This is a genomic window from Flavobacterium sp., assembly GCF_028689845.1.
Taxonomy (GTDB): domain Bacteria; phylum Bacteroidota; class Bacteroidia; order Flavobacteriales; family Flavobacteriaceae; genus Flavobacterium.
Genome location: NZ_JAQVCH010000022.1, coordinates 25,739 through 46,554 on the forward strand (window position 1 = coordinate 25,739; position 20,816 = coordinate 46,554).

Annotated in this window: 23 protein-coding genes, 1 other RNA gene and 1 pseudogene; 11 read left to right on the forward strand and 14 right to left on the reverse strand. The window is 33.6% G+C overall.

The window, feature by feature from the left end:
- The 4 genes from PHR76_RS09390 to PHR76_RS09405 all read right to left on the reverse strand — a co-directional run bounded on the left by PHR76_RS09390 (window position 1) and on the right by PHR76_RS09405 (window position 3,370).
- Window positions 1-501, reverse strand: a complete 501-nt coding sequence (locus PHR76_RS09390; protein WP_300061473.1) for a TlpA disulfide reductase family protein — start codon at window positions 499-501, stop codon at window positions 1-3.
- A gap of 87 nt (window positions 502-588) precedes the next feature.
- On the reverse strand, window positions 589-1,665 hold the full coding sequence (locus tag PHR76_RS09395) for an ABC transporter permease (RefSeq protein WP_300061476.1): 1,077 nt from the start codon (window positions 1,663-1,665) through the stop codon (window positions 589-591).
- A gap of 29 nt (window positions 1,666-1,694) precedes the next feature.
- Window positions 1,695-2,801, reverse strand: a complete 1,107-nt coding sequence (locus tag PHR76_RS09400; RefSeq protein WP_300061479.1) for a BT_3928 family protein — start codon at window positions 2,799-2,801, stop codon at window positions 1,695-1,697.
- A gap of 23 nt (window positions 2,802-2,824) precedes the next feature.
- Window positions 2,825-3,370, reverse strand: coding sequence for a DUF1599 domain-containing protein (locus PHR76_RS09405; RefSeq protein ID WP_300061482.1), 546 nt, complete (start codon window positions 3,368-3,370; stop codon window positions 2,825-2,827).
- A gap of 85 nt (window positions 3,371-3,455) precedes the next feature.
- On the opposite strand from PHR76_RS09405, the gene folP reads away from it, so the two are divergent.
- Complete coding sequence (folP, locus tag PHR76_RS09410) at window positions 3,456-4,280, forward strand: dihydropteroate synthase (RefSeq protein ID WP_300061485.1); 825 nt, start codon at window positions 3,456-3,458, stop codon at window positions 4,278-4,280.
- A gap of 1 nt (window position 4,281) precedes the next feature.
- Window positions 4,282-4,998, forward strand: a complete 717-nt coding sequence (locus PHR76_RS09415) for a hypothetical protein (RefSeq protein WP_300061489.1) — start codon at window positions 4,282-4,284, stop codon at window positions 4,996-4,998.
- A gap of 1 nt (window position 4,999) precedes the next feature.
- Here the strand turns inward: PHR76_RS09415 and rlmH are convergent, their stop codons facing one another.
- Window positions 5,000-5,473, reverse strand: coding sequence for a 23S rRNA (pseudouridine(1915)-N(3))-methyltransferase RlmH (rlmH, locus tag PHR76_RS09420; protein ID WP_300061492.1), 474 nt, complete (start codon window positions 5,471-5,473; stop codon window positions 5,000-5,002).
- Window positions 5,474-5,548: 75 nt separating this feature from the next.
- On the opposite strand from rlmH, the gene rnpB reads away from it, so the two are divergent.
- Window positions 5,549-5,872, forward strand: an RNA gene (gene rnpB / locus PHR76_RS09425) — RNase P RNA component class A.
- Window positions 5,873-5,961: 89 nt separating this feature from the next.
- On the opposite strand, the gene rsmD is transcribed toward rnpB, so the two are convergent.
- Genes rsmD through PHR76_RS09440 form a run of 3 tightly spaced genes read right to left on the reverse strand, consistent with a single transcriptional unit; the run spans window position 5,962 to window position 8,109 of the window.
- The gene (gene rsmD, locus PHR76_RS09430) at window positions 5,962-6,546 is read right to left on the reverse strand and encodes a 16S rRNA (guanine(966)-N(2))-methyltransferase RsmD (RefSeq protein ID WP_300061495.1); all 585 of its coding nucleotides are present in this window, start codon (window positions 6,544-6,546) and stop codon (window positions 5,962-5,964) included.
- Window positions 6,543-7,364 carry a DUF3822 family protein gene (locus PHR76_RS09435; protein ID WP_300061498.1) on the reverse strand — a complete coding sequence of 274 codons (822 nt, stop codon included), beginning with the start codon at window positions 7,362-7,364 and terminating at the stop codon, window positions 6,543-6,545. Before PHR76_RS09435 ends, rsmD begins: the two co-directional genes overlap by 4 nt.
- Window positions 7,348-8,109: a hypothetical protein gene (locus PHR76_RS09440; RefSeq protein WP_300061500.1), complete on the reverse strand. Its 762-nt coding sequence runs from the start codon at window positions 8,107-8,109 to the stop codon at window positions 7,348-7,350. Before PHR76_RS09440 ends, PHR76_RS09435 begins: the two co-directional genes overlap by 17 nt.
- 119 nt (window positions 8,110-8,228) lie before the next feature.
- On the opposite strand from PHR76_RS09440, the gene PHR76_RS09445 reads away from it, so the two are divergent.
- Complete coding sequence (locus PHR76_RS09445) at window positions 8,229-9,650, forward strand: AAA family ATPase (protein ID WP_300061503.1); 1,422 nt, start codon at window positions 8,229-8,231, stop codon at window positions 9,648-9,650.
- A gap of 38 nt (window positions 9,651-9,688) precedes the next feature.
- Window positions 9,689-10,414, forward strand: a complete 726-nt coding sequence (gene kdsB, locus PHR76_RS09450; RefSeq protein WP_300061506.1) for a 3-deoxy-manno-octulosonate cytidylyltransferase — start codon at window positions 9,689-9,691, stop codon at window positions 10,412-10,414.
- Here kdsB and PHR76_RS09455 read toward each other — a convergent pair.
- Together PHR76_RS09455 and PHR76_RS09460 are read right to left on the reverse strand one after the other, a co-directional pair.
- Window positions 10,411-11,367, reverse strand: coding sequence for an endo alpha-1,4 polygalactosaminidase (locus PHR76_RS09455; RefSeq protein ID WP_300061508.1), 957 nt, complete (start codon window positions 11,365-11,367; stop codon window positions 10,411-10,413). The genes kdsB and PHR76_RS09455 overlap by 4 nt on opposite strands.
- Window positions 11,368-11,433: 66 nt before the next feature.
- Complete coding sequence (locus tag PHR76_RS09460; protein ID WP_300061511.1) at window positions 11,434-12,108, reverse strand: fused MFS/spermidine synthase; 675 nt, start codon at window positions 12,106-12,108, stop codon at window positions 11,434-11,436.
- A gap of 57 nt (window positions 12,109-12,165) precedes the next feature.
- Here PHR76_RS09460 and PHR76_RS09465 point away from each other — a divergent pair, with 57 nt between their 5' ends.
- Window positions 12,166-12,720, forward strand: a complete 555-nt coding sequence (locus PHR76_RS09465) for a 1-acyl-sn-glycerol-3-phosphate acyltransferase (RefSeq protein WP_300061514.1) — start codon at window positions 12,166-12,168, stop codon at window positions 12,718-12,720.
- A gap of 3 nt (window positions 12,721-12,723) precedes the next feature.
- Here PHR76_RS09465 and PHR76_RS09470 read toward each other — a convergent pair whose 3' ends face one another.
- Complete coding sequence (locus tag PHR76_RS09470) at window positions 12,724-13,146, reverse strand: helix-turn-helix transcriptional regulator (protein ID WP_366143588.1); 423 nt, start codon at window positions 13,144-13,146, stop codon at window positions 12,724-12,726.
- 301 nt (window positions 13,147-13,447) lie between these two features.
- Here PHR76_RS09470 and PHR76_RS09475 point away from each other — a divergent pair, with 301 nt between their 5' ends.
- The 5 genes from PHR76_RS09475 to PHR76_RS09495 all read left to right on the forward strand — a co-directional run bounded on the left by PHR76_RS09475 (window position 13,448) and on the right by PHR76_RS09495 (window position 19,086).
- Entirely contained in the window at window positions 13,448-14,602 is a 1,155-nt protein-coding gene (locus PHR76_RS09475) for a M14 metallopeptidase family protein (RefSeq protein ID WP_300061517.1), read from the forward strand.
- 67 nt (window positions 14,603-14,669) lie between these two features.
- Entirely contained in the window at window positions 14,670-15,152 is a 483-nt protein-coding gene (locus PHR76_RS09480) for a winged helix-turn-helix transcriptional regulator (protein ID WP_300061520.1), read from the forward strand.
- A 103-nt stretch (window positions 15,153-15,255) separates the two neighbouring features.
- Window positions 15,256-17,829 (forward strand): phosphoenolpyruvate carboxylase, encoded by a 2,574-nt coding sequence (locus PHR76_RS09485; protein WP_300061523.1) that lies wholly within the window; start codon window positions 15,256-15,258, stop codon window positions 17,827-17,829.
- A 30-nt stretch (window positions 17,830-17,859) separates the two neighbouring features.
- Entirely contained in the window at window positions 17,860-18,384 is a 525-nt protein-coding gene (locus PHR76_RS09490; RefSeq protein ID WP_300061525.1) for a DinB family protein, read from the forward strand.
- Window positions 18,385-18,657: 273 nt separating this feature from the next.
- Window positions 18,658-19,086 carry a hypothetical protein gene (locus tag PHR76_RS09495; RefSeq protein ID WP_300061528.1) on the forward strand — a complete coding sequence of 143 codons (429 nt, stop codon included), beginning with the start codon at window positions 18,658-18,660 and terminating at the stop codon, window positions 19,084-19,086.
- Window positions 19,087-19,171: 85 nt separating this feature from the next.
- Here PHR76_RS09495 and PHR76_RS09500 read toward each other — a convergent pair whose 3' ends face one another.
- From PHR76_RS09500 to PHR76_RS09510, 3 genes and pseudogenes are all read right to left on the reverse strand, one after another.
- Window positions 19,172-19,618 (reverse strand): DNA primase, encoded by a 447-nt coding sequence (locus tag PHR76_RS09500; RefSeq protein WP_300061531.1) that lies wholly within the window; start codon window positions 19,616-19,618, stop codon window positions 19,172-19,174.
- A 6-nt stretch (window positions 19,619-19,624) separates the two neighbouring features.
- On the reverse strand, window positions 19,625-20,599 hold the full coding sequence (locus tag PHR76_RS09505) for a deoxyhypusine synthase family protein (RefSeq protein WP_300061534.1): 975 nt from the start codon (window positions 20,597-20,599) through the stop codon (window positions 19,625-19,627).
- Between the two features lie 113 nt (window positions 20,600-20,712).
- Window positions 20,713-20,816, reverse strand: a pseudogene (locus PHR76_RS09510) (IS1595 family transposase); the annotation flags it as partial.

Here is a 20,816-nt window from a genome sequence, read left to right on the forward strand (position 1 = left end):
CTACACGACGCTCTTCCGATCTGTAATCAAATTTTCATCATCGGCTTCAATAGTTTTATATAAAGCAATTTTTCCGTTTTTATCTAAAACCAAATAACGTGGAATCCAATCTAAATCAATAGATTCACTAAAGGCTCCGCCTTTCCATTTTGATAAAATTAAATAATGTTCGCCTTCTATTCCAAATTTGGCGATTCCTTTTTCCCAACTTTCAGGAGTTTTATCATAAGACAAAAATAAAAAAACCGTTTCTGGAAATTGTTTTTGTAATTCGATTACTTTGGGTGTTGCTTTCACACAGTCCGTGCACCAAGAAGCCCAAACGTCAATTACGACCGTTTTTCCTTGGTATTTCTTGATGATTTCTCTAAAGTTATAGGTGTTTCCATCTACGCCAAGCATGCTTTCTGCTAAGGCTTCTTTGGTAAATTCCGTTTTTTGAGCAGTGGTACATCCCATAAAACCTAAAGCGAGGCATAAACTTAAAAGTATTTTTTTCATTTTTTCATTTTTAATAGAAAAACAAATTTACAATATCTTGTGGAATGAAGTTGTAAAATAATCCTAATTATATTTGAACGTCTTGTTTTATCCCAATCGAATTTTAGGATCTAAATAAGCATAAATCATATCTACCAAAATATTGATGACCACAAAAGTAGTGGCAATGACAATTACTGAACCCATTATGATTGGTAAATCTAAGGTGTTTAAGGCATCCACAATTTCTTTTCCCAAACCGTTCCATCCAAAGATATATTCAACAAAAACCGCTCCAGCTAACATGGAAGCAAACCAACCCGAAATGGCTGTTACGACAGGATTTAATGAGTTTTTTAAGGCATGATTTTTAATAATTTGAAATTGATTTAATCCTTTCGCTTTTGCCGTTCGGATATAATCTTGACTAAATGTTTCTAATAACGAATTTCGCATCAATTGAATAACCACGCCCAACGGTCTGATCCCTAGTACAATTGCTGGTAGAATAATATTTTTCCATTGAATGTAACTTCCTTCTCCAAAATCATCTACTTCATATAAACTCCCAGTCATATTTAAACCGGTGTAGCGATGTAAAACAAATCCGAAAAGCCAAGCAAATAAAATAGCACTAAAAAAGGAGGGGACACTCATGCCTAAAGTACTGATTAAAGCAATCAATCGATCAACCAGTGTATCTTTGTATAAAGCAGAAATAATGCCTAGAAAAACGCCAATTCCAATGGCAATTATAATAGCAAAAAATGCTAAAACAAAGGTGTTGGGAAGTGTGTTTCCAATTACTTCGGTTACTTTTTTGCCGCTTTTTTGAAAGCTTTCTCTTAAATAAGGTGTTTTAAGCACCATCGTTGTGGAGGCTAAACTCAGTAATGACCATGAATTGTATTTTTCTGGTGCCAGAAAAGTATAATCAGTTGGGTCTTGGCTATGAAAAGAAAGTGGCGATAAATCGTTTAAATAATATAAATATTGCGTCGTAACGGGTTTGTCAAAACCATATTTTTTTTTGACTAAAGCCAATTGCTCTGAATTTTCATTTTGATCCAACATCATTCGAGCAGGATCACCAGGAAGAATTGTAAACAAGACAAAAATTACCGTGATTACTCCGAATAAGGTGAGCAAAGCATAACCAATTTTATAAAATAAATAGCGAATCAATTTTTATCTTTTTAAAAAACGAATCCTAGTTATTTCAAACTGACTTCGTCAATGTCGTTAAAATGTTTTTTGTCTACAATCGTTCCTTGATTTAAAATCACAATACTTGGATTAGCTCTTTCAATGGTTTTTAAAGTCGTAGCATCGCAAAAATAATAATCAAATGTGATTTTATGTTGGTCTTTTACAGCCTGAATTGTTTCTTCATCAGAAGCCGTCATTCCAATCACTTTGTATCCTTTTTTCAAGGCTTGTTGATGAAAGTCTTCTAACAAAGCTAATCCTTTGCTTTCTGCTTTATCCAAATTATAGGAAATTAACAGGACTAATTTAGGTTCGTTTAGCATTGCTTCGGTATAGTCATTTCCATCTAATTCGATTGTGAAATCATGAATAGGTGGCACATAACCTTGTTTGATGAGTTTGTCTTTTCGGTCGACAAATTCGGCCGTTTCAGGAACTTTGTTTGCCATGACATCGGCTTGAGAAAACTCAGTATCCACACCATTGACTTTGTAAATAAAAATCATTTCATATTCAGACATTACCGCATCGGCTGGAATTTCCATTCCTTTTTGAATATTTGTTCCAACGGCATAGGCTCTAAAATCGATAATCGGCAAATGCATGAGCACATAATAAGCCAAAAATAAACAAGCAGTATAAGAGGCAAATAAAATCCCGTTTTGTCCTAATTTGCCAAAAAGCGGTTGAATGTATTTTTGATTAAGCAATAAAAACAAAATCAATATAAAGAGAATCACATCTTTTGTAAACGATTCCCATGGCGTTAGTTTAATAGCGTCACCAAAACAGCCGCAATCGGTTACTTTGTTGAAGTAAGCCGAATAAAACGTGAGAAAAGTGAAAAACACAATCATTAAAAAAAGACTCCACACCGTGAATTTCGTTTTAAATCCAATGAGCAACATGATGCCTAAAACCACTTCAAAAATAACGACTACTACTGCAATAAATAGGGCATAAGGCAGTAACGAAGGGAAATTTAAGACCCCTTCTGAAAAATATTCTTCTAATTTGAACGAAAAGCCAACGGGATCATTTAATTTGATTAATCCGGAAATGATAAATAAAGTGCCAACAAAAAATCGAGCTAAATGAGTAAGTAATTTCATCATAGTAAAGTTTTAATAATCTATTATTTTTGGTGAAAGCCCAAGTGAATCAAAGCAAAAATAGCATAATTTATCATGTCTTGGTAATTGGCGTCTATTCCTTCTGATACTAAGGTTTTTCCTTTGTTGTTTTCAATTTGTTTGACGCGAAGCAATTTTTGTAAAATCAAATCGGTGAGCGAACTCACTCGCATTTCTCGCCATGCTTCGCCATAATCATGGTTTTTGTTTTCCATAAGCAATTTGGTCTCGGCAATTTTTTCATCATATAGATGGGTTGCTTCTTCTAAATTCAAGTCGGGTTGCTCGACAACCCCTTTTTCCAATTGAATTAAGGCCATGACTGAATAATTGATAATACCAATAAACTCACTTGTTTCATCTTCGTTTACTTTGCGGACGTCATTTTGTTGCAAACTTCGAATACGTTGTGCTTTGATAAATAGTTGGTCGGTTAGTGAGGGCAAACGCAAAATTCGCCACGCACTTCCGTAATCTTTCATTTTATTGCAATACAATGCTCGGCAGGAAGCTACGACTTTATCATATTGTTGTGAAGTACTATTCATTATTACTATATATTTGTAAAGATTTTCAAAAATACAATTTTCAACAGAAGTAAATGCTACTTTTTCACGCCTTTTTTCAAACGAGATGTTAATAAATTGCCAAGGTAAATTGATTGATTTAGCTTTTCCCAAAGTAATGGGGATTTTAAATCTTACGCCTAATTCTTTTTTTGATGGTGGAAAGTATGCAAACGATACTGCTGTTTTGAAACAAGTAGAACAATTACTGTTGGACGGTGCCGATTTTATTGATGTAGGAGCTTATTCTAGTAAACCAAATGCCGAATTTGTTTCAACACAAGAAGAATTAGAGCGATTGATACCGACGTTAAAAAGTATTGTGAAGGAATTTCCAAAAGCCTTGCTTTCAATCGATACATTTCGGAGTGAAGTGGCAAAACAAGCCCTTGAAGCCGGAGCAGCGATGATTAATGATATTTCTGCGGGAAGCTTAGATGAAAAAATGATGGAAACGGTTGCTGCTTTTCAAGTGCCTTTTATCATGATGCACCTTAGAGGAACACCACAAACAATGATGAAATTGACTGATTATGAAGATGTGGTGAAAGATGTGCTCTTTTATTTTTCTGAAAAAATCGCTACAGCTAGACGTTCTGGGATTAATGATTTAATTGTTGACCCCGGATTTGGTTTTGCAAAAAACGTAGAACAGAATTATGAAATCTTGCAAAAACTCGACTTGTTTTCGAGCTTAGATGTTCCTGTTTTAGTTGGCATTTCTAGAAAATCAATGATTTATAAACCACTACAAACCACGCCAGATAAAGCTTTGAATGGGACAACGGCACTGCATATGATGGCGTTAACCAAAGGAGCGAAAATTTTACGCGTGCATGATGTGAAAGAAGCGGTAGAATGTGTACACTTGTTTTCGTTAATGAATTTATAAGATGAAAAAAATATTTTTTTTAGGAATTACATTGTTTTTGATTGGATGTCAAAAAAAGGTAGAATTGGTTCAAGCAGTTCGAACTATTGATTCTACGATGATCAACCATACGCCGGTGTATATTTTTTTTGAAATTAAAGGGAAGGATACCTTGGCAGAGGTAAATCGGAAAAATACGATTGGCACAACCAATTGGGTTTTTAATATCGACAAACGGCTGCCTTTAAAAATGGTGATTCCAGAAATTATCAAATTGCAAGAAAAAAGACGAGGACCGCAAATGCATGAAAATAAAGAGGCTTCCGACTATTATTCGTATATGGATAGTGTGCAGAAAACCTTGGCTTTTATGTCCTTTAGAGAAATTAATTATACTTTTGATAACTATTTTTCAACAATTTATGTAAAAGATAATCCAGCTTATCATGCTAATTTTCAAACTTTTGCTGTCAATTTTAAACTAAACAATAAAGTTTCGGTAGATGGCAATGAAGTCGACATGAATGATTTGTCAACTTTCCTAAAAGAATATACCGAATTTTCAAGTCCGAATCAACGAATTTTATTGTATTTAAATTTTGATGAGCGATTGACTTTTGATCAATACCTTTCCAAAGTAATCGAACTGAAAGCGTTAGAAAGTGAGCAAATTAGTATTTCTACCACGCATTTTATATACAATCTTAAAAAATTACCTGATTGCGATTGTGCTAAGTAATTTATTGATGATGATACGGCTCATTTCGTAAAATGGTAAAACCACGGTAAACTTGTTCAATAAAAAATAACCGAACCATTTGATGCGAAAACGTCATCTTAGAAAGTGAAATTTTTTGTTGAGCTTTTTGATAAAGGACTTCCGGAAAACCATAAGGGCCACCAATGACATAAACGAGCGTTTTAATTCCCGCATTCATTTTCTTTTGTAATTCGTTGGCAAACTCAACACTGAAAAATGATTTACCGTTTTCGTCCAATAAAATTAAATAATCGGTAGGGGAAAGTTTGCTTAAAATTAATTCACCTTCTTTTTCTTTTTGCTGAATTTCTGAAAGATTTTTTGCGTTTTTGAGGTCGGGGATGAGTTCTATTTCAAATTTAATATAAAAGGATAATCGCTTTTGATATTCTTCAATCAACGCTTGAAGATTTTTATCGTCGGTTTTGCCAATGGCAATGAGTTTGATGTTCATTTGATTCTTTTGCAAACAAATTTACAAAGATTATTTGTTTCCGAAAATTGTAAGGGTTGAAATTGGTATCTTTGCACCGCAGACCACCTTATCGTCTCGATTTATCGGGGAGGAAAGTCCGGACACCAAAGAGTAGCATAACGGGTAACGCCCGTCCGTTTTTTGAAAGAAAAATGAGGACCAGTGCAACAGAAAGTATGTACAGTTCGGCTGTAGTGAAACCAGGTAAACTCTATGCGGTGAAATGCCATGTATATCAACTTTCCGAAAGGATAAGGGCTACTCGTCCGAGGTTGAAGGGTAGGCAGCTAGATTCAATAGGTAACTATTGAGCAAGATAAATGATAAGGGTTCCGATTTATCGGAATACAGAATCCGGCTTATAGGTCTGCATTTTTTTTAATACGAGTAGTATCGTGTGGAAATCCAAAAATTGGCCATCACATCTTTATAAATCTGAAACAAGGTCAAATTTTAGAATACTTCGTTTATTCTTCTTCAGAACCGCCATCTTCGTCTGTATCAGTATTATTTGACTCTAATTCAAAAAATGAAAAAGTAGAACCACCGTAATTTTTCTGAAAAGATAATTGTTCTAAGTGATTTAATTTAGTATGTTTAGAATGTTCTACGATGAGCATTCCTTCTTCGGATAGGAGCTTATTGTCAAAAACTAAATGGACTATTTTTTCAAAATCTGCTTGACTCATTCCGTAAGGAGGATCGGCAAAAATAATATCGTATTCACTTTTGTTTTTCTCTAAAAAGGCAAATACATCACTTTTGATAGCGGTGAGATTAAATTCAAATTCAGCAGCCGTTTTTTTGATAAACGAAACACAACCATAATCGGCATCAACCGAGATAATTGGTTGGCTACCGCGGGAAGCAAATTCATAACTAATATTGCCAGTTCCGGCAAATAAATCGAGAATACGAAGTTCTGTAAAATTAAAATGATTGTTTAAGATGTTGAACAACGCTTCTTTACTCATGTCGGTTGTAGGCCGAACGGGAAGTTTTTTAGGAGGCGATATTCTTCTTCCTTTAAATTGACCAGAAATGATTCTCACGTGTTAAAAAGGATAAAATTAGTTCGGTTTTCTCGAGCAGAATAAGAATTTGTTTTTTGTAAGTCGCTTACGTCCAAAAGAGAGGTGTTTCGAATATATTGGTACGCTTTTTTAAATAATTCATCACTTTCTTCACATTTACCCAAAAAGAATAGTTTCATCGATTCCGGATTTAAATGCAATTGTTCGGCGGTAAATAATAAATAATATAAAAAGTCTTCGCTGGTTTGGTAATCAAACGAGTTGAAGAGGATTAGTTTTTGATTTTGAATCACACTAATTTCAAAATGAGTATCGGCTACGTGCACAAACATATTTTGAGCTTCATCATTTTTAGATAAATCTAACAATTTAGAAATTAAGTAACTGCTGTAATGTTTGTATTCAAACGAGCCAAACTGATCTAAAAGGTAATTGTTAATGTGAACGTAAGGCACATAAACATTCATCATTTCGTATTTATCCACTTCGTCAACAGCAAAAAAATCGGTTTCAAAAACTTTGGTGTTGTATTGCAAATAACTGCCTTTGTATTCCTCATCAAAAAGCGGTTTAGGCACTAAAGCATTTAAGCTATTTTCATGCAAAAGGATAATTTCGTCATACGATTTTGTCAAGTCAGGAAAATCCAACAAGGCTTTCCATAAACTATTTTCAAGGGTAAAGTTTTTGGGAAAAACAGAAAAATCGATTGTGTCAAAAGCAATAAGTTGTCCCGATAAAGTATCTCGGCAACAAAAAGAAAGCCCATTCAGAGAAACCTGAATGGACAACTTTTTATAACTTTTCTGTATGATGTTACTATTCGTTATTTCCATATTTTTTAGGCCAGTTTCCTGACGTACTTACTTCTTCCATTGAACCTAATAAAATGAATTCTCCATTAATACCTTCTACAGAAACTACTTTTTTCTCTTTCTCTACTAGAGAAGCATCTTGGTCTGATAATAGTTTTGCTTTCTCTAATTTTGCTTCAAATACAGATATTTTCATATTATCTCTTTCAATAGTTCCAGCTTTCAAATCAATTTTAGCTTCAATGTCACCTATTTTTACTGTAGTTAAGTTTCTGTATCGGTCAGAACCTTTAAATAAAGAATCTTTAATACTAACTCTTCCTAATTCTTTAGTAACCACAACATCTTTAAAATAACCACCAGTTCCTTTTTCATCAACCGTCAATCGATAGGCTTGGTTTTTTTCCACATCAATAACAGAAGTGTCTTTTCTTTCTAGAATTACAAAATTTTCATTTTCAATAAAATAGATTAAAGAATCTAGGTTATCAGTATATTTTCCTTTAACGCTTTTATAAGCTAATTCTGCCGATTTAATATCTAGCATTTTGTTCACCGCAATTTGAAATCTTTTTTCTTTCAATTTATCAAATTCAATAGGAGCTTGAATAGATTGATAAATTAAATAACCAAAAACTAAGGTAATTATCCATAAAACAATAGATAAAACAGGTTTTAATGTTTTATTAGTTGATTTGTTAATCAATTTTGTAAGAAAAAATACAACTATTAGAATAACAGCGATAATAATTAATAGTATAATCATTTTAATTTTTATTTAATTTCAGTTTAAGGCAAATCTACAATTTTTTTTATTTCTCAAAAGCATTTCCCCGAAAATTCATCAGTATATTTGAATTTTTATTCTCCTTTATAAATTTCAACATGGATTCAGCTCTGTTTTACAGTATTTTACTCAAGTCTTTTCCTTTTAATCCAACGTTAAAACAGTCTATTTTTTTTCAAAAAATTGCTGATTTTGTCACAAATGATTCTAAAAATGAACTTTTTGTATTAAAAGGCTATGCTGGAACTGGTAAAACAACGTTAATTTCTACCTTGGTTGGCAATTTAATATCCGCTAATAAAAAATATGTGCTTTTGGCACCAACCGGACGAGCAGCCAAAGTTATTGCAAATTATTCTGGAAAACCTGCCTTTACCATTCATAAAAAAATATATTTTCCTAAAAAAAATAGTTCAGGCGGCATTTTGTTTACTAAACAACTCAATAAACATAAAAATACGCTTTTTATTGTGGATGAAAGTTCCATGATTTCAGATGTAAATACTGCCATTCATTCCACGGAGAGTAATTCGCTCTTAGATGATTTGATGAGTTATGTTTACAGTGGCGAAAATTGTAAAATGATTTTATTAGGCGATACCGCTCAGTTGCCGCCTATTCACATGGAAGTAAGTCCGGCCTTAAATATTGAAACTTTGCTTACCTATTATAACAAAGAAGTTTCGCATATTGAATTAGACGAAGTCATGCGGCAGGAAGAAAATTCTGGTATTTTATATAATGCAACGCTGCTCCGTGAAATTTTAAAGGAACATTTTATCGACACCATTCAGTTTTCTGTTAAAAGTTTTAAAGACATTGTTCGGTTAACCGATGGTTATGATATTCAAGACGCCATTAATACAGCCTATAGCCAACAAGGAATGGAAGAAACCGCTTTTATTGTACGTACCAATAAAAGAGCAAACCAATATAATCAACAAATTCGAAATGCGATTCTATTCCGCGAAAGCGACCTCTCTGCCGGTGACTATTTAATGGTTGTGAAGAATAATTATTTTTGGTTGAAAGAAACCGATGAAGCTGGATTTATTGCCAATGGCGATATTGTAGAAGTTTTGTCTATTTATAAAAGACAAGAATTATATGGGTTTCATTTTGCACATGTTAAAGTGAGAATGGTCGATTATCCCAACCAACAACCTTTTGAAACCATTGTCTTACTGGATACGATTTCAAGTGAGTCGCCATCCTTATCGTCAGAAGAAAGCAATCGGTTGTATCAAGAAGTGTTGAAAGATTTTGAAGAGGTGAGGCCCGCCTATAAACGCGTACAAAAAGTGAAAGAAAATGAACATTTTAATGCGTTGCAAGTTAAGTTTTCCTATGCTATTACTTGTCATAAGTCGCAAGGAGGCCAATGGAATACTGTTTTTGTAGAACAACCGTATTTACCCAACGGCATCGACCGTGATTATATTCGATGGTTGTATACGGCAGTGACGCGTGCCAAAGAAAAATTATACTTAATTGGATTTAAAGACGAAAATTTTGAATAATTTTGAAAAGATATAATTCTTAATTACCCATTTTACTCATGAAAATAATTGCTGTTATTCCTGCTCGATATGCCTCTACACGATTTCCCGCCAAATTAATGCAAGATTTAGGCGGAAAAACGGTCATTGTTCGCACCTATGAAGCCGCTGTAAACACCCAATTATTTGATGAAGTTTTTGTGGTAACGGATTCCGATTTGATTTTCGATGAAATTAGTTCCGTGGGCGGAAAAGCAATCAAAAGCACTAAGGAACACGAAAGTGGAAGTGATAGAATTGCAGAAGCAGTAGCAGATTTAGATGTCGATATTGTTGTGAATGTGCAAGGCGACGAACCTTTTATTGATAAAAAGTCGTTGGCTAAAGTCATTGAAGTTTTTAAAAAGGATAGTCAGCAAACCATCGATTTAGCTTCGTTAATGCGTGAAATTACTGATTTGGAAGCGATTGAAAACCCAAATAATGTGAAAGTAGTGGTCGACCAAAACGGATTAGCCTTGTATTTTTCGCGTTCGGTGATTCCCTATCCAAGAGAAAAAAATGTAGGGGTTCGCTATTTTCAGCATATCGGAATTTATGCTTTTCGAAAACAAGCGTTACTCGATTTTTATACATTACCCATGAAATCATTAGAAGCCTCCGAGAAGTTAGAGCAACTTCGCTATTTGGAATTCGGAAAAAAAATCAAAATGGTTGAGACCAATCATGTGAGTATTGGCATTGATACACCCGAAGATTTAGAAAAAGCTCGAAAAATGCTTTAATCATTGTATAAAGCATAATACGCTTCCACATTATCTAAAAATACGCCATCAAATCCGGCATTGATTATTTTTTGGGTATAAGAATCAGGATTTCCTACGATTATTTTTTGCCAATCGCTATTCCAAAATTCGGTATAAATTTCATTATCAAACCCTTTATAGTTTTTCTTGAGCCATTTCGGATTGCCTAATTTCCAACCCGGTTGCCAATAACCTCTCCAATTTTCGGCTGCTCCAACGTTCATATAGCAAATCACTAATCGTGTTCCACCGTTTTTCTTTTTCTTGAGCAATTCTAATTCGGCTTTCGTAAACGGAAAACTGTAATAATACAAATCAATCAGTACCATATCGTAGTTCGTTTGACCAATGGCTTGGATAAATTCCTTTTTGGTGTCAAAATCATCCGCATTGATTAAGTAGAGAAAATTTTTAACATCTGCAAGTTTTGTAATAGGGCGGTCATTTTCATCATTTACAATGGACGGAAGCAAATGATAATGATAATTATCGGCAGTTCTAATAAAAGGAACAAAACCAGCGTCTAAATTTTGGTGATTTATTTTTTCAAGTTGAGTGGAATCTTTTACAAACTCTGAAACGATTATTTTTTTCGTGGCAGACAGTTTTTTTAAGTTTGAAATTCGGTATTCGTCAGTTTGCCCTTTTTCGTTATAAAACAATTCCTCAATAGCTATGCCGTCAATCGCTTTTAAAAAAGGAAGGTGCAACGAATTGTTTGGGTTAACATTTTCAAATGCCAATTCAGAACCGTTTTGGGGAATCACAATGAAATCTGCATTTTGTTTCCGAGCAAAATTCGAAATTTGAATTACAAATTCTTGCATTTTTTTACCCGCTTTTTCTGTATTTTTACTGGAATCGGTGGTGTTAAATCCAAAAAATAGAAGCATACCAAATAAAAGTAATAGGCTAAAATAGAATCGTTTCATATATATTAAAAGTCAAAAATACAATTTTTTTTGAGGTATGAGTTAAGTTGCAAGAAACGTACCAATTTACGGTTTTATTTCTTTTTTATGAATGATAATCAATTCGTTGTGTTCTTCCACGCGAGGCAAGCGATTGACTTGTAAGCCTTCTGACTCAAAAAAGCGAGCATAGTGTTTGTTTCTAACGTTGTCTGTTTCTTTTAAAATCATAGTATTGAACAAGATATAGCCGTTTTGATTTAAAATTTCACTCATTCGATATTGAAAAAAAGTTTCAAATAAAAAGCTAGGCATGACTAAATCTTGAAAAACATCAACGATTATTAGGTCGTAATGATATTTTGTTTTTAAAACAAACTCAAAAGCTTCATGATGAATAAGGTTAAAGTTTTTAATTTTATCTAATCCAAAATGATTTTGAGCCACTTCGATTACTTTTTCGTCCAATTCGATACCCGTTATTTTTCCACTAAAACCAATTTCATCCACAAGGGTTTTAATCACACTTCCTCCTGCAACACCAAGAACTAAAATGTGATTCATAGATTTTATGGTGTCAAAACCAATAAAACCGAGGCCTTTACGCAACACGCGTTGTAAGCTTCCGTAAGAGTAATTGGTATGTTGACTGTCTAAAACTAATTCGCCATTTACTAACGTGACTTCCAGTGTTTTGCTAATTTCCGAAGTGGTTTTGTAAAGGTTAATAGGGTATAGGTAGCTTAATAGTTTTTTGAGCATGAAATAATTTTTAGTAAAAATAAACGAATTTTCGTATTTTTAATAAAATATTTTACCATGAAAAAAAGGTTATATCAGTTTGTTTTTTTCAATCTTATGGGATGGAAAATTGAAGGAACAATCGACCAATCTATCCAAAAATGTGTAATGATTGTTGTGCCACATACTAGTTGGCATGATTTTTATTTGGGGATATTTACACGAGCTATTCTTCGATTGGAGATGAATTTTGTGGCTAAAAAAGAATTATTCCGATTTCCTTTTGGGTTTTACTTCAAATGGATGGGTGGTGCGGCACTTGATCGAACAGGCGGATTGAATCGTGTAGAAGCCATCGCAAAATTATTTGAACAACGAAAAACTTTTCGCTTAGCCATCTCTCCAGAAGGAACTAGAAAAAAAGTAACTGAATGGAAAACAGGTTTTTATTATATATCACTTCAAGCAAAAGTTCCTATTGTTCCGGTTGCGTTTGATTGGGGATTGAAAACGGTTCGCTTGGATAAGCCGTTCTATCCTTCTGGCAATCTTGAGCACGATTTGCCGCTTTTGCAAGCCTATTTTAAGAATGTTAAAGGTAAAGTTCCAGAGAACAGTTTTGAGGTTGCTTAGCCTTTATTCTTTGTATTGGTAGCTTTTTACCGTGCCGTTTTTATAGAAAATCATCACTTTTTCAATCGAAAGGTCTGCTGAAACAGTGCTACTGTTTTGACTAGACTTTGTTTCAGCAGCTACCGTGTTCATTGGCTCTACTGGCTTTTGCGTAGTTGTTTCTTGAGGCAGCTGGGTTGGAGCAGGAGCGTCCGATTTAGGAAAGCTTCCTTTATTGGTTACGAGCCAATATAAATCCACCTCTGGAAATGCCTCTACAATTTTCATGATAAATTCTAAACTAGGTTTGTTGCGGCCTGATAAAAGGTGTGACAAACTAGAACGCTGTACGCCAATTTTATCAGCAAAAGCAGAAGCGTTTAGTTGGTAGTAATCGAATAAGATTTCTAGTTTTTTTGAGATTGCCTGGGTGTTTAACATCGTCATTTTTGAGCTGCTAATTTATTTGTTACAAATGTAATCATTTTGCGTGAAGCAACAATAGTTACAATTGTAATTTGTTCATATTTTATACAAAACAACTTATAATTTACTTTATATAAAGATATTTAACTAATTGGTAATTAATAAATAAATTATAATTTTGGGCATTGAATAACATTTGTCAATTTACAATCGAATTACTTCACAAAGTGGTGTTTACAAACGTAAATTAATAACATCTTTTACTCGTTTACAAATGTTATTTTAAAGATGTTTACTTTTGTAAAAGTAAAATTAAACCGAAATGAATCATCTTTCTATTTTTGAGAATCATCACGAAAAACAACTTCAAGGTCGACACCTAACTTTGAATCAAATTGAACCAATTTTAAAGAAACATGAGCATAAGAACACAGTTTCCATTTTAGGAAATTCTGTCCTTGGCAAACCTATTTATGGTTTGAAAGTCGGAACTGGAAATTTTAATTTATTACTTTGGTCTCAAATGCACGGCAATGAATCGACTACGACAAAAGCCTTATTTGACCTTTTTAATTTTTTAGATTCGGATGCAACGACAGTTCTTGAATGGAAAAAGAAGTTCACCTTCTTTTTTATTCCAATGTTAAATCCGGATGGAGCAGAAAATTATACGCGTGAAAATGCAAATCAAGTTGATTTAAACCGTGATTTTTTGAATTTGTCACAACCAGAGAGCCAGTTGCTTTTTGCTATATTCAAAGAATTTAAACCTGATTTTTGCTTTAATCTTCATGACCAGCGTACTATTTTTGCTGCAGGAAAAGGTAATCATCCTGCCACGGTTTCTTTTTTGGCTCCTTCTTATAACGAAGCTTGTGAGATTAATTCGGTTCGACAAAAGGCGATTAATTTGATTTATGGCTTAAACAAATTACTGCAAGAGCATATTCCTAATCAAGTAGGTCGTTTTGATGATGCTTTTAATCGTAATTGTGTGGGTGATGCATTTCAGCAGCTAGGCGTTTCAACTGTCTTGTTTGAAGCGGGTCATTTTCAAAACGATTATCAGCGAGAAGAAACTCGAAAATATATTTTTGTGAGTATGCTCCGTAGTTTTGAGTTGCTTTACGAAAACGATATAGTTAATAACAAAACAATCGATTATTTGAAAATTCCGCAAAATAATCCTTGTTTTTATGATATTGTTTATCGAAATGTCAAAATTAATTATGATAATTCATTTTTAATAACGAATTTTGCCGCACAATTTAAAGAAGAATTTACACCCAACGGATTAGTATTTACTGCTTACATTGAAACAATCGGCGAGCTAAGTGATTACTTTGGTCATCAAGAATACGATTTGAAAGAGCAGCTGATTGAAGGTGAAGCAGCTGATTTTTTGAAAATTGGCAAAAAAGCAGATTTTGTTGTTGAAAATATAGGAAAATTTGTTAATGGGTTGCTAAAAAATTAATAAATTCAATTTTTATTGAATAAAATGTATTTCATTTGTACTTTAAACATAAATTAATTATAAAAAAATGAGTAAGTTTCGTTTATTAGATGAAGTTGATCACCAAATCTTGGATATGTTGATTGAAAATACCCGAGTTCCATTTACAGATATCGCTAAAAAATTATTAATTTCTGCTGGAACGGTTCACGTTCGGGTAAAAAAAATGGAAGACAGTGGAATCATTATGGGTTCTTCTTTAACGTTAGATTATGAAAAGTTAGGTTATTCGTTTATTGCCTATGTAGGTGTGTTTTTAAATAATACGTCACAAACCAAATTTGTATTAGAACGAATTAACGAAATTCCATATGTAACAGTGGCTCATGTAACAACAGGAAAATTTAATATTTTTTGTAAAATACGTGCAAAAGATACCAAACACGCCAAAGATGTTATTTTTATGATTGATGATATTGAAGGAGTGTATCGTACAGAAACGATGATTTCGCTAGAAGAAAGTATCAATGATAAAAAACGTTTGATGCATACTATTTTTAAAGAAATGTAATTTCAAAATAAGTTATACAAACCCTCTCCAATCGAGAGGGTTTTTTGTTTTTAATAATTAGTTGTCATTGTTTTTTTGTAATTTAGTAAGCAAATTCAGTACGATGTATACCCTTCCAAAAATTGAACGTTTTCAGCAAAATGTCCTTTCGAAATACCAAATTTATAATAGTGTTTTTTTAACGCTTCCGTTTGATGCGATAGAAAACACCGGTGTTTTACTTCCTCTTTTTTCAGAACTTTGCGAAAGTGGATATCAAAATAAACAAAGTCCAGATGAAATTGTAGAATTGTTTTTCTCGAAATATGTAGACAAGCCCAATGAAGAAAAGAAAATAGAATTGCTGTTTCGATTTATTCAATATGTAGAACGACAAATCGTCTTGTTTGATGCAATTGAAGATGCTGCTTTTCCAGTAGTGAATAACTTGGAAGGGAGGGGTTCGCTTAGAGAAATGAAAGAAAAAGCAGACCAAGCTTCTAAAAACAAAGAATTACGTGCTTTTTTAGAAGATTTTAAAGTGCGAACGGTGCTCACTGCCCATCCAACCCAGTTTTATCCGGGTTCGGTTTTGGGAATTATAACCGATTTAACGCATGCAATTCGGGTAAATAACTTGGTTCAAATCAAAGAATTGTTGGCCCAATTAGGGAAAACACCTTTTTTTAAGAAAGAAAAGCCAACGCCTTATGATGAAGCCGTCAGCTTAATTTGGTATTTGGAAAATGTTTTTTATGATTCGGCTGCGGAGATGATTCAATACCTTCAAAAAAATGTTTTTCAAGGTAATCCGATAAGTAATTCGCTATTTAATCTCGGTTTTTGGCCTGGAGGCGATCGGGATGGCAATCCATTTGTAACAACAGAAATCACATTAAAAGTTGCGAATCGCTTGCGTGCTGCTATTTTGAAATGTTATTACCAAGATATTCGTAAGTTAAAACGCAAACTCACCTTTACACAAGTCGATTCCGAAATTGCAGCGATAGAAAATAAATTATATCGTTCCGTTTTTTATTCGGAAGGGGAATTGTTTTTGACTTTAACAGAATTTAAAACGGTTTTGGAAAATATCAAACAACGAATTATAGAAGTACACCAATCGCTTTATGTCGATGAGATTGATTTATTGTTGAATAAATTGAACCTGTTTGGATTCCATTTTGCAACTTTAGATATTCGACAAAACAGCCGCATTCACCACGAAGTTTTTGAAGAAATTGTCCATAATAGTCCTGCAATTTTTCCGTCAAATTACTTCCAATTGACCGAAAATGAAAAATTAGCTGTTTTGTCTACTGTAAAAGGTAACATTAAGGCCTCTGATTTTGAATCTGAAATTGTTCAATCCACATTGAGCTCTATTGAAGCAATGAAAAGCATTCAACATGAAAATGGTGAAATGGGTTGTAACCGCTATATCATCAGTAACAACGAAAGTGCGTTGCATGTGATGGAAACCTTCGCCATGATTCAATTGTGCGATTGGGAGCATCCCACGGTTGATGTAGTGCCGCTATTTGAATCGGTAGAAGATTTACAAGCTGCCGATGTAATTATGGAAAAATTATATACCAATCCAGCTTATCAAAACCATTTAAATAATCGGGGTCGCACTCAAACTATCATGCTTGGTTTTTCTGATGGTACCAAAGATGGCGGCTATTTAATGGCAAATTGGGGAATTTTTCAAGCAAAAGAACAATTAACAGCCATTTCTAGAAAATACGATATAAAAGTTATCTTTTTTGATGGACGAGGCGGGCCACCTGCTCGTGGTGGCGGAAAAACAAATCAATTTTATGCTTCGCTTGGGCCAACAATTGAAAATCAGCAAATTCAAGTGACAGTTCAAGGTCAAACGATTAGTTCCACTTTTGGTACCTTGGACAGTTGCCGTTTTAATTTAGAAAATATGTTAAGTGCAGGAGCAACCAATCAGTTGTTTAGCAAAGAAGAAAATCGGTTAACGGAAGACGAAAGTAGAATTATTACGGAATTAGCGAAAAAGAGTTATGAAAAATACCTTTCGTTTAAGCAACATCCCAAATTTATTCCCTATTTGGAACAAATGAGCACCTTAAATTATTATGCAAAAACTAATATTGGTAGTCGCCCTTCCAAACGAAGTAAATCAGCACAACTTGATTTCAATGATTTGCGTGCTATTCCGTTTGTAGGTTCGTGGAGTCAGTTAAAGCAAAATGTTCCTGGGTTTTTTGGCGTTGGTACAGCCTTGAAAATGTATGAAGACACCAACCGGTGGGACGAAGTTGCTGCATTGTTTCAGAATTCTTTGTTTTTTAGAACCTTGATAGAAAACAGTATGATGTCGTTGTCAAAATCCTTTTTTCCATTAACCGCCTATATGGAAAAAGATGCTGAATTTGGCGAATTTTGGACAATTATTTATTCAGAATACCTCGAAACACATCGATTAGTATTGAAATTAGCTGGTTTTTCAACGTTGATGGAAAATCATCCAGACGGAAAAGCTTCCATTGCAATTAGAGAACAAATTGTATTGCCGTTATTGACCATACAACAATATGCTTTGTTGAAAATCAATGCGTTAAAAAAAGAAACAAATCCAAATGATGCACAAATAGCTATTTATGAAAAAATGGTAACACGTTCCTTATTTGGAAATATTAATGCAAGTAGGAATTCGGCTTAAATTCGGCTTAATAAAATAAAAAATTCAACTATGATTGTTTTAGAATTATCTACATCAGAATACGCCCCTTATTATGCGAATTATATAAAACAAGTTTCTACGGATACTACTATCGTTAAAGAGCTTGAACGTTCACTTGAACGGTTGATTCAATTTGTTCCATCAATTCCTTCGGAGAAGGTAGGATATCGCTATGCAGCAGGAAAATGGACTATTAAAGACATTATTCAACATCTAATAGATTGCGAACGCATTTTTGCTTATCGGGCTTTGCGAATTGCAAGAAAAGACCAAACTCCTTTGCCAGGTTTTGAAGAAAATAATTATGTTGATGCCGCCATGGCTAATCAAAGAGAACTAACTGATTTGATGGAAGAATTCAAAATTGTTCGCCAATCGACGATTCATTTATTTCGCACATTTACAGCTGAACAATTGACTTTTATGGGAACAGCTTCCGATAAACCTGTTTCTGTGCGAGCCATCGGTTTTATTATTAGCGGTCACCAAATCCATCATTTGGAAGTGTTTAAGGAACGGTATTTAGTAAATTAATTCTTGAATTTAAAACATGGAATTTCTATCAAAAATAGCAAGCCTACTTTTCATCCTATTCCTCCTTTTTTTATGGAATAAATTTGTGGTGCCTTTCCTTGTTAAATTAATTACTGGCTTTCATAAAAGAAATAATAAACAAAACTTGAATCGGCAACCTATTAAATTTGTGATTGAAAATGAATTAAACATTATTCGTTTTATACAAGTTTTTTATTGGAGGAATACTAATGCTGATTTCAGGAATTATTAATACAAAAACTACAGCTTGAAATGAAAGATAAAAAATTCGTGTTGCTACTGGTATTGGTCTTATTTTTTGCAACTGTAATTCATGCTCAAGTTGTCAAACAAAAGGATAAGTATGGTCTTGCTCTAGTTTATCAAGATGGATTAAGCTTGAAAGCTAAAGATAAATATGGTCAATCGCTTTATTATATTGACGGACAAACCATTAGAGTAAAGAACAAATACGGCGAAGCGGTTTATTATTTAGACGGAAATACGGTTCGGATAAAAGATAAATATGGGGAAGCGTTGTATTATTTTGACGGACAAACTATTCGTACAAAAAATAAATACGGAAGCCCTTTGTACTTTGTGGATGGTCAATCGATAAAAGTAAAAGATAAATATGGAAAAGCGTTATTTTATTTTGAGGGATTACCTGAAAAATGGGTAATTGTTTGTTTGATAAGGTAAAAGAAGTTGCAATATCAAAAATAGAAAATTCCAAATTCCAATCGATACAATTGGAATTTGGAATTTTTAGTTAGCATTTTAAATTTTAATCCTCGTCTTCGTCATCCTCCTCATCGGAAGGTTCATCGTCATCCTCCTCGTCATCCTCGTCGTCGTCGTCAGAACCACCAGCATCTTTTAACAAATCAATTTCTACGTCGTCGTCAGAAGGGGCATCTTCGTCTTCATCATCTACTTCAACTTCTTCAATATCATCGTCTAAATCTAACCCTTTTACCGGAACGATAGTTTCATTTTCAATGTCGATATCTTCATCTTCTTCAAAATTTTCGATACGTGTTGCTAGTTTTTTACTGACTTTTACCAAATAAATGGTATCTTCTGTACGAACCTCTACCGCTTCAATCAATTCATTTTGTGCATTTCTGAAACGAATAATATCCGAATCTTCATATCCATCAGGAAATTTCTCCACCAACATGGATAAAATATCATTCGTTAATTTAGCATAGTCAACAATAATTCTTCTCATAAAATCTTATAAATCTAGTAAGTAAGCAAATATTAAAGGGGCTACAATGGTAGCATCAGATTCGATAATAAATTTGGGTGTGGTTACATCTAATTTTCCCCACGTAATTTTTTCGTTCGGAACAGCTCCTGAATAAGAACCGTAACTTGTTGTAGAATCAGAAATTTGACAGAAATAACTCCAAAAAGGCACATTTTCCATTTCTAAATCTTGATCTAGCATTGGCACAACACAAATAGGAAAATCTCCTGCAATACCACCACCGATTTGGAAGAAACCAATTCCTTTTCCACCACAATTTTTTGGATACCAATCGGCTAACCACATCATGTATTCAATACCACTTTTCATGGTTGTTGGTTTAAATTCACCTTTTATACAATACGAAGCAAAAATATTTCCCATGGTACTGTCTTCCCATCCTGGCACCACAATTGGCAAGTTTTTTTCTGCCGCAGCAACCATCCATGAATCTTTTGGATCAATTTCGTAATATTGTTTTAAAACACCTGAATTAATCATTTGATACATGAATTCATGCGGAAAATAGCGTTCTCCTTTTGAATCAGCATTGTTCCAAATGTCAAACAAATGGGATTGTAATCTTCTAAACGCTTCTTCTTCGGGAATACAAGTATCCGTGACACGATTAAAATGACTGTCTAACAAATCTCTTTCTTCTTGAGGTGTTAAATCTCTATAATTTGGAATTCTTTTATAAGAATTATGAGCCACTAAGTTCATAATGTCTTCTTCTAGATTGGCACCGGTACACGAAATGATATGTACTTTATCTTGTCGAATCATTTCGGCCAATGATTTGCCAAGTTCTGCAGTACTCATCGCTCCTGCCAACGTAATCATCATTTTACCATTTTCTAACAGGTGTTGCTCGTAGCCTTTAGCAGCATCTACTAAAGCAGCCGCATTGAAGTGAAGATAATTTTTCTCAATAAATTGGCTGATAGGTCCTTTGCTCATTTATATTCAGTTTATAGGTTTTACGTAATTATAGTGTCAAAGAAAATCTTTTTTTCTGAAAAGACAAATTCTTTTTACTTAGATTGATTATTTTTTTGATTGTCCGTTTTTTGTCATAATCCTGTAATGCCAGCAATTACTAATCTATCGAATAGTTTTTCTTCAAAATATCTTCTATTTAACTTGTAAACAAACTCATTTAGATATAATTGAAGAT

Bases quoted from the DNA above. Each gene is read 5' to 3' on its own strand.
- PHR76_RS09390 (WP_300061473.1), bottom strand. From the start codon at position 501: ATGAAAAAAATACTTTTAAGTTTATGCCTCGCTTTAGGTTTTATGGGA.
- PHR76_RS09400 (WP_300061479.1), bottom strand. From the start codon at position 2,801: ATGAAATTACTTACTCATTTAGCTCGATTTTTTGTTGGCACTTTATTT.
- PHR76_RS09405 (WP_300061482.1), bottom strand. From the start codon at position 3,370: ATGAATAGTACTTCACAACAATATGATAAAGTCGTAGCTTCCTGCCGA.
- folP (WP_300061485.1), top strand. From the start codon at position 3,456: ATGTTAATAAATTGCCAAGGTAAATTGATTGATTTAGCTTTTCCCAAA.
- PHR76_RS09415 (WP_300061489.1), top strand. From the start codon at position 4,282: ATGAAAAAAATATTTTTTTTAGGAATTACATTGTTTTTGATTGGATGT.
- rlmH (WP_300061492.1), bottom strand. From the start codon at position 5,473: ATGAACATCAAACTCATTGCCATTGGCAAAACCGACGATAAAAATCTT.
- PHR76_RS09435 (WP_300061498.1), bottom strand. From the start codon at position 7,364: ATGGAAATAACGAATAGTAACATCATACAGAAAAGTTATAAAAAGTTG.
- PHR76_RS09440 (WP_300061500.1), bottom strand. From the start codon at position 8,109: ATGATTATACTATTAATTATTATCGCTGTTATTCTAATAGTTGTATTT.
- PHR76_RS09445 (WP_300061503.1), top strand. From the start codon at position 8,229: ATGGATTCAGCTCTGTTTTACAGTATTTTACTCAAGTCTTTTCCTTTT.
- kdsB (WP_300061506.1), top strand. From the start codon at position 9,689: ATGAAAATAATTGCTGTTATTCCTGCTCGATATGCCTCTACACGATTT.
- PHR76_RS09455 (WP_300061508.1), bottom strand. From the start codon at position 11,367: ATGAAACGATTCTATTTTAGCCTATTACTTTTATTTGGTATGCTTCTA.
- PHR76_RS09460 (WP_300061511.1), bottom strand. From the start codon at position 12,108: ATGCTCAAAAAACTATTAAGCTACCTATACCCTATTAACCTTTACAAA.
- PHR76_RS09465 (WP_300061514.1), top strand. From the start codon at position 12,166: ATGAAAAAAAGGTTATATCAGTTTGTTTTTTTCAATCTTATGGGATGG.
- PHR76_RS09470 (WP_366143588.1), bottom strand. From the start codon at position 13,146: ATGACGATGTTAAACACCCAGGCAATCTCAAAAAAACTAGAAATCTTA.
- PHR76_RS09475 (WP_300061517.1), top strand. From the start codon at position 13,448: ATGAATCATCTTTCTATTTTTGAGAATCATCACGAAAAACAACTTCAA.
- PHR76_RS09480 (WP_300061520.1), top strand. From the start codon at position 14,670: ATGAGTAAGTTTCGTTTATTAGATGAAGTTGATCACCAAATCTTGGAT.
- PHR76_RS09485 (WP_300061523.1), top strand. From the start codon at position 15,256: ATGTATACCCTTCCAAAAATTGAACGTTTTCAGCAAAATGTCCTTTCG.
- PHR76_RS09490 (WP_300061525.1), top strand. From the start codon at position 17,860: ATGATTGTTTTAGAATTATCTACATCAGAATACGCCCCTTATTATGCG.
- PHR76_RS09495 (WP_300061528.1), top strand. From the start codon at position 18,658: ATGAAAGATAAAAAATTCGTGTTGCTACTGGTATTGGTCTTATTTTTT.
- PHR76_RS09500 (WP_300061531.1), bottom strand. From the start codon at position 19,618: ATGAGAAGAATTATTGTTGACTATGCTAAATTAACGAATGATATTTTA.
- PHR76_RS09505 (WP_300061534.1), bottom strand. From the start codon at position 20,599: ATGAGCAAAGGACCTATCAGCCAATTTATTGAGAAAAATTATCTTCAC.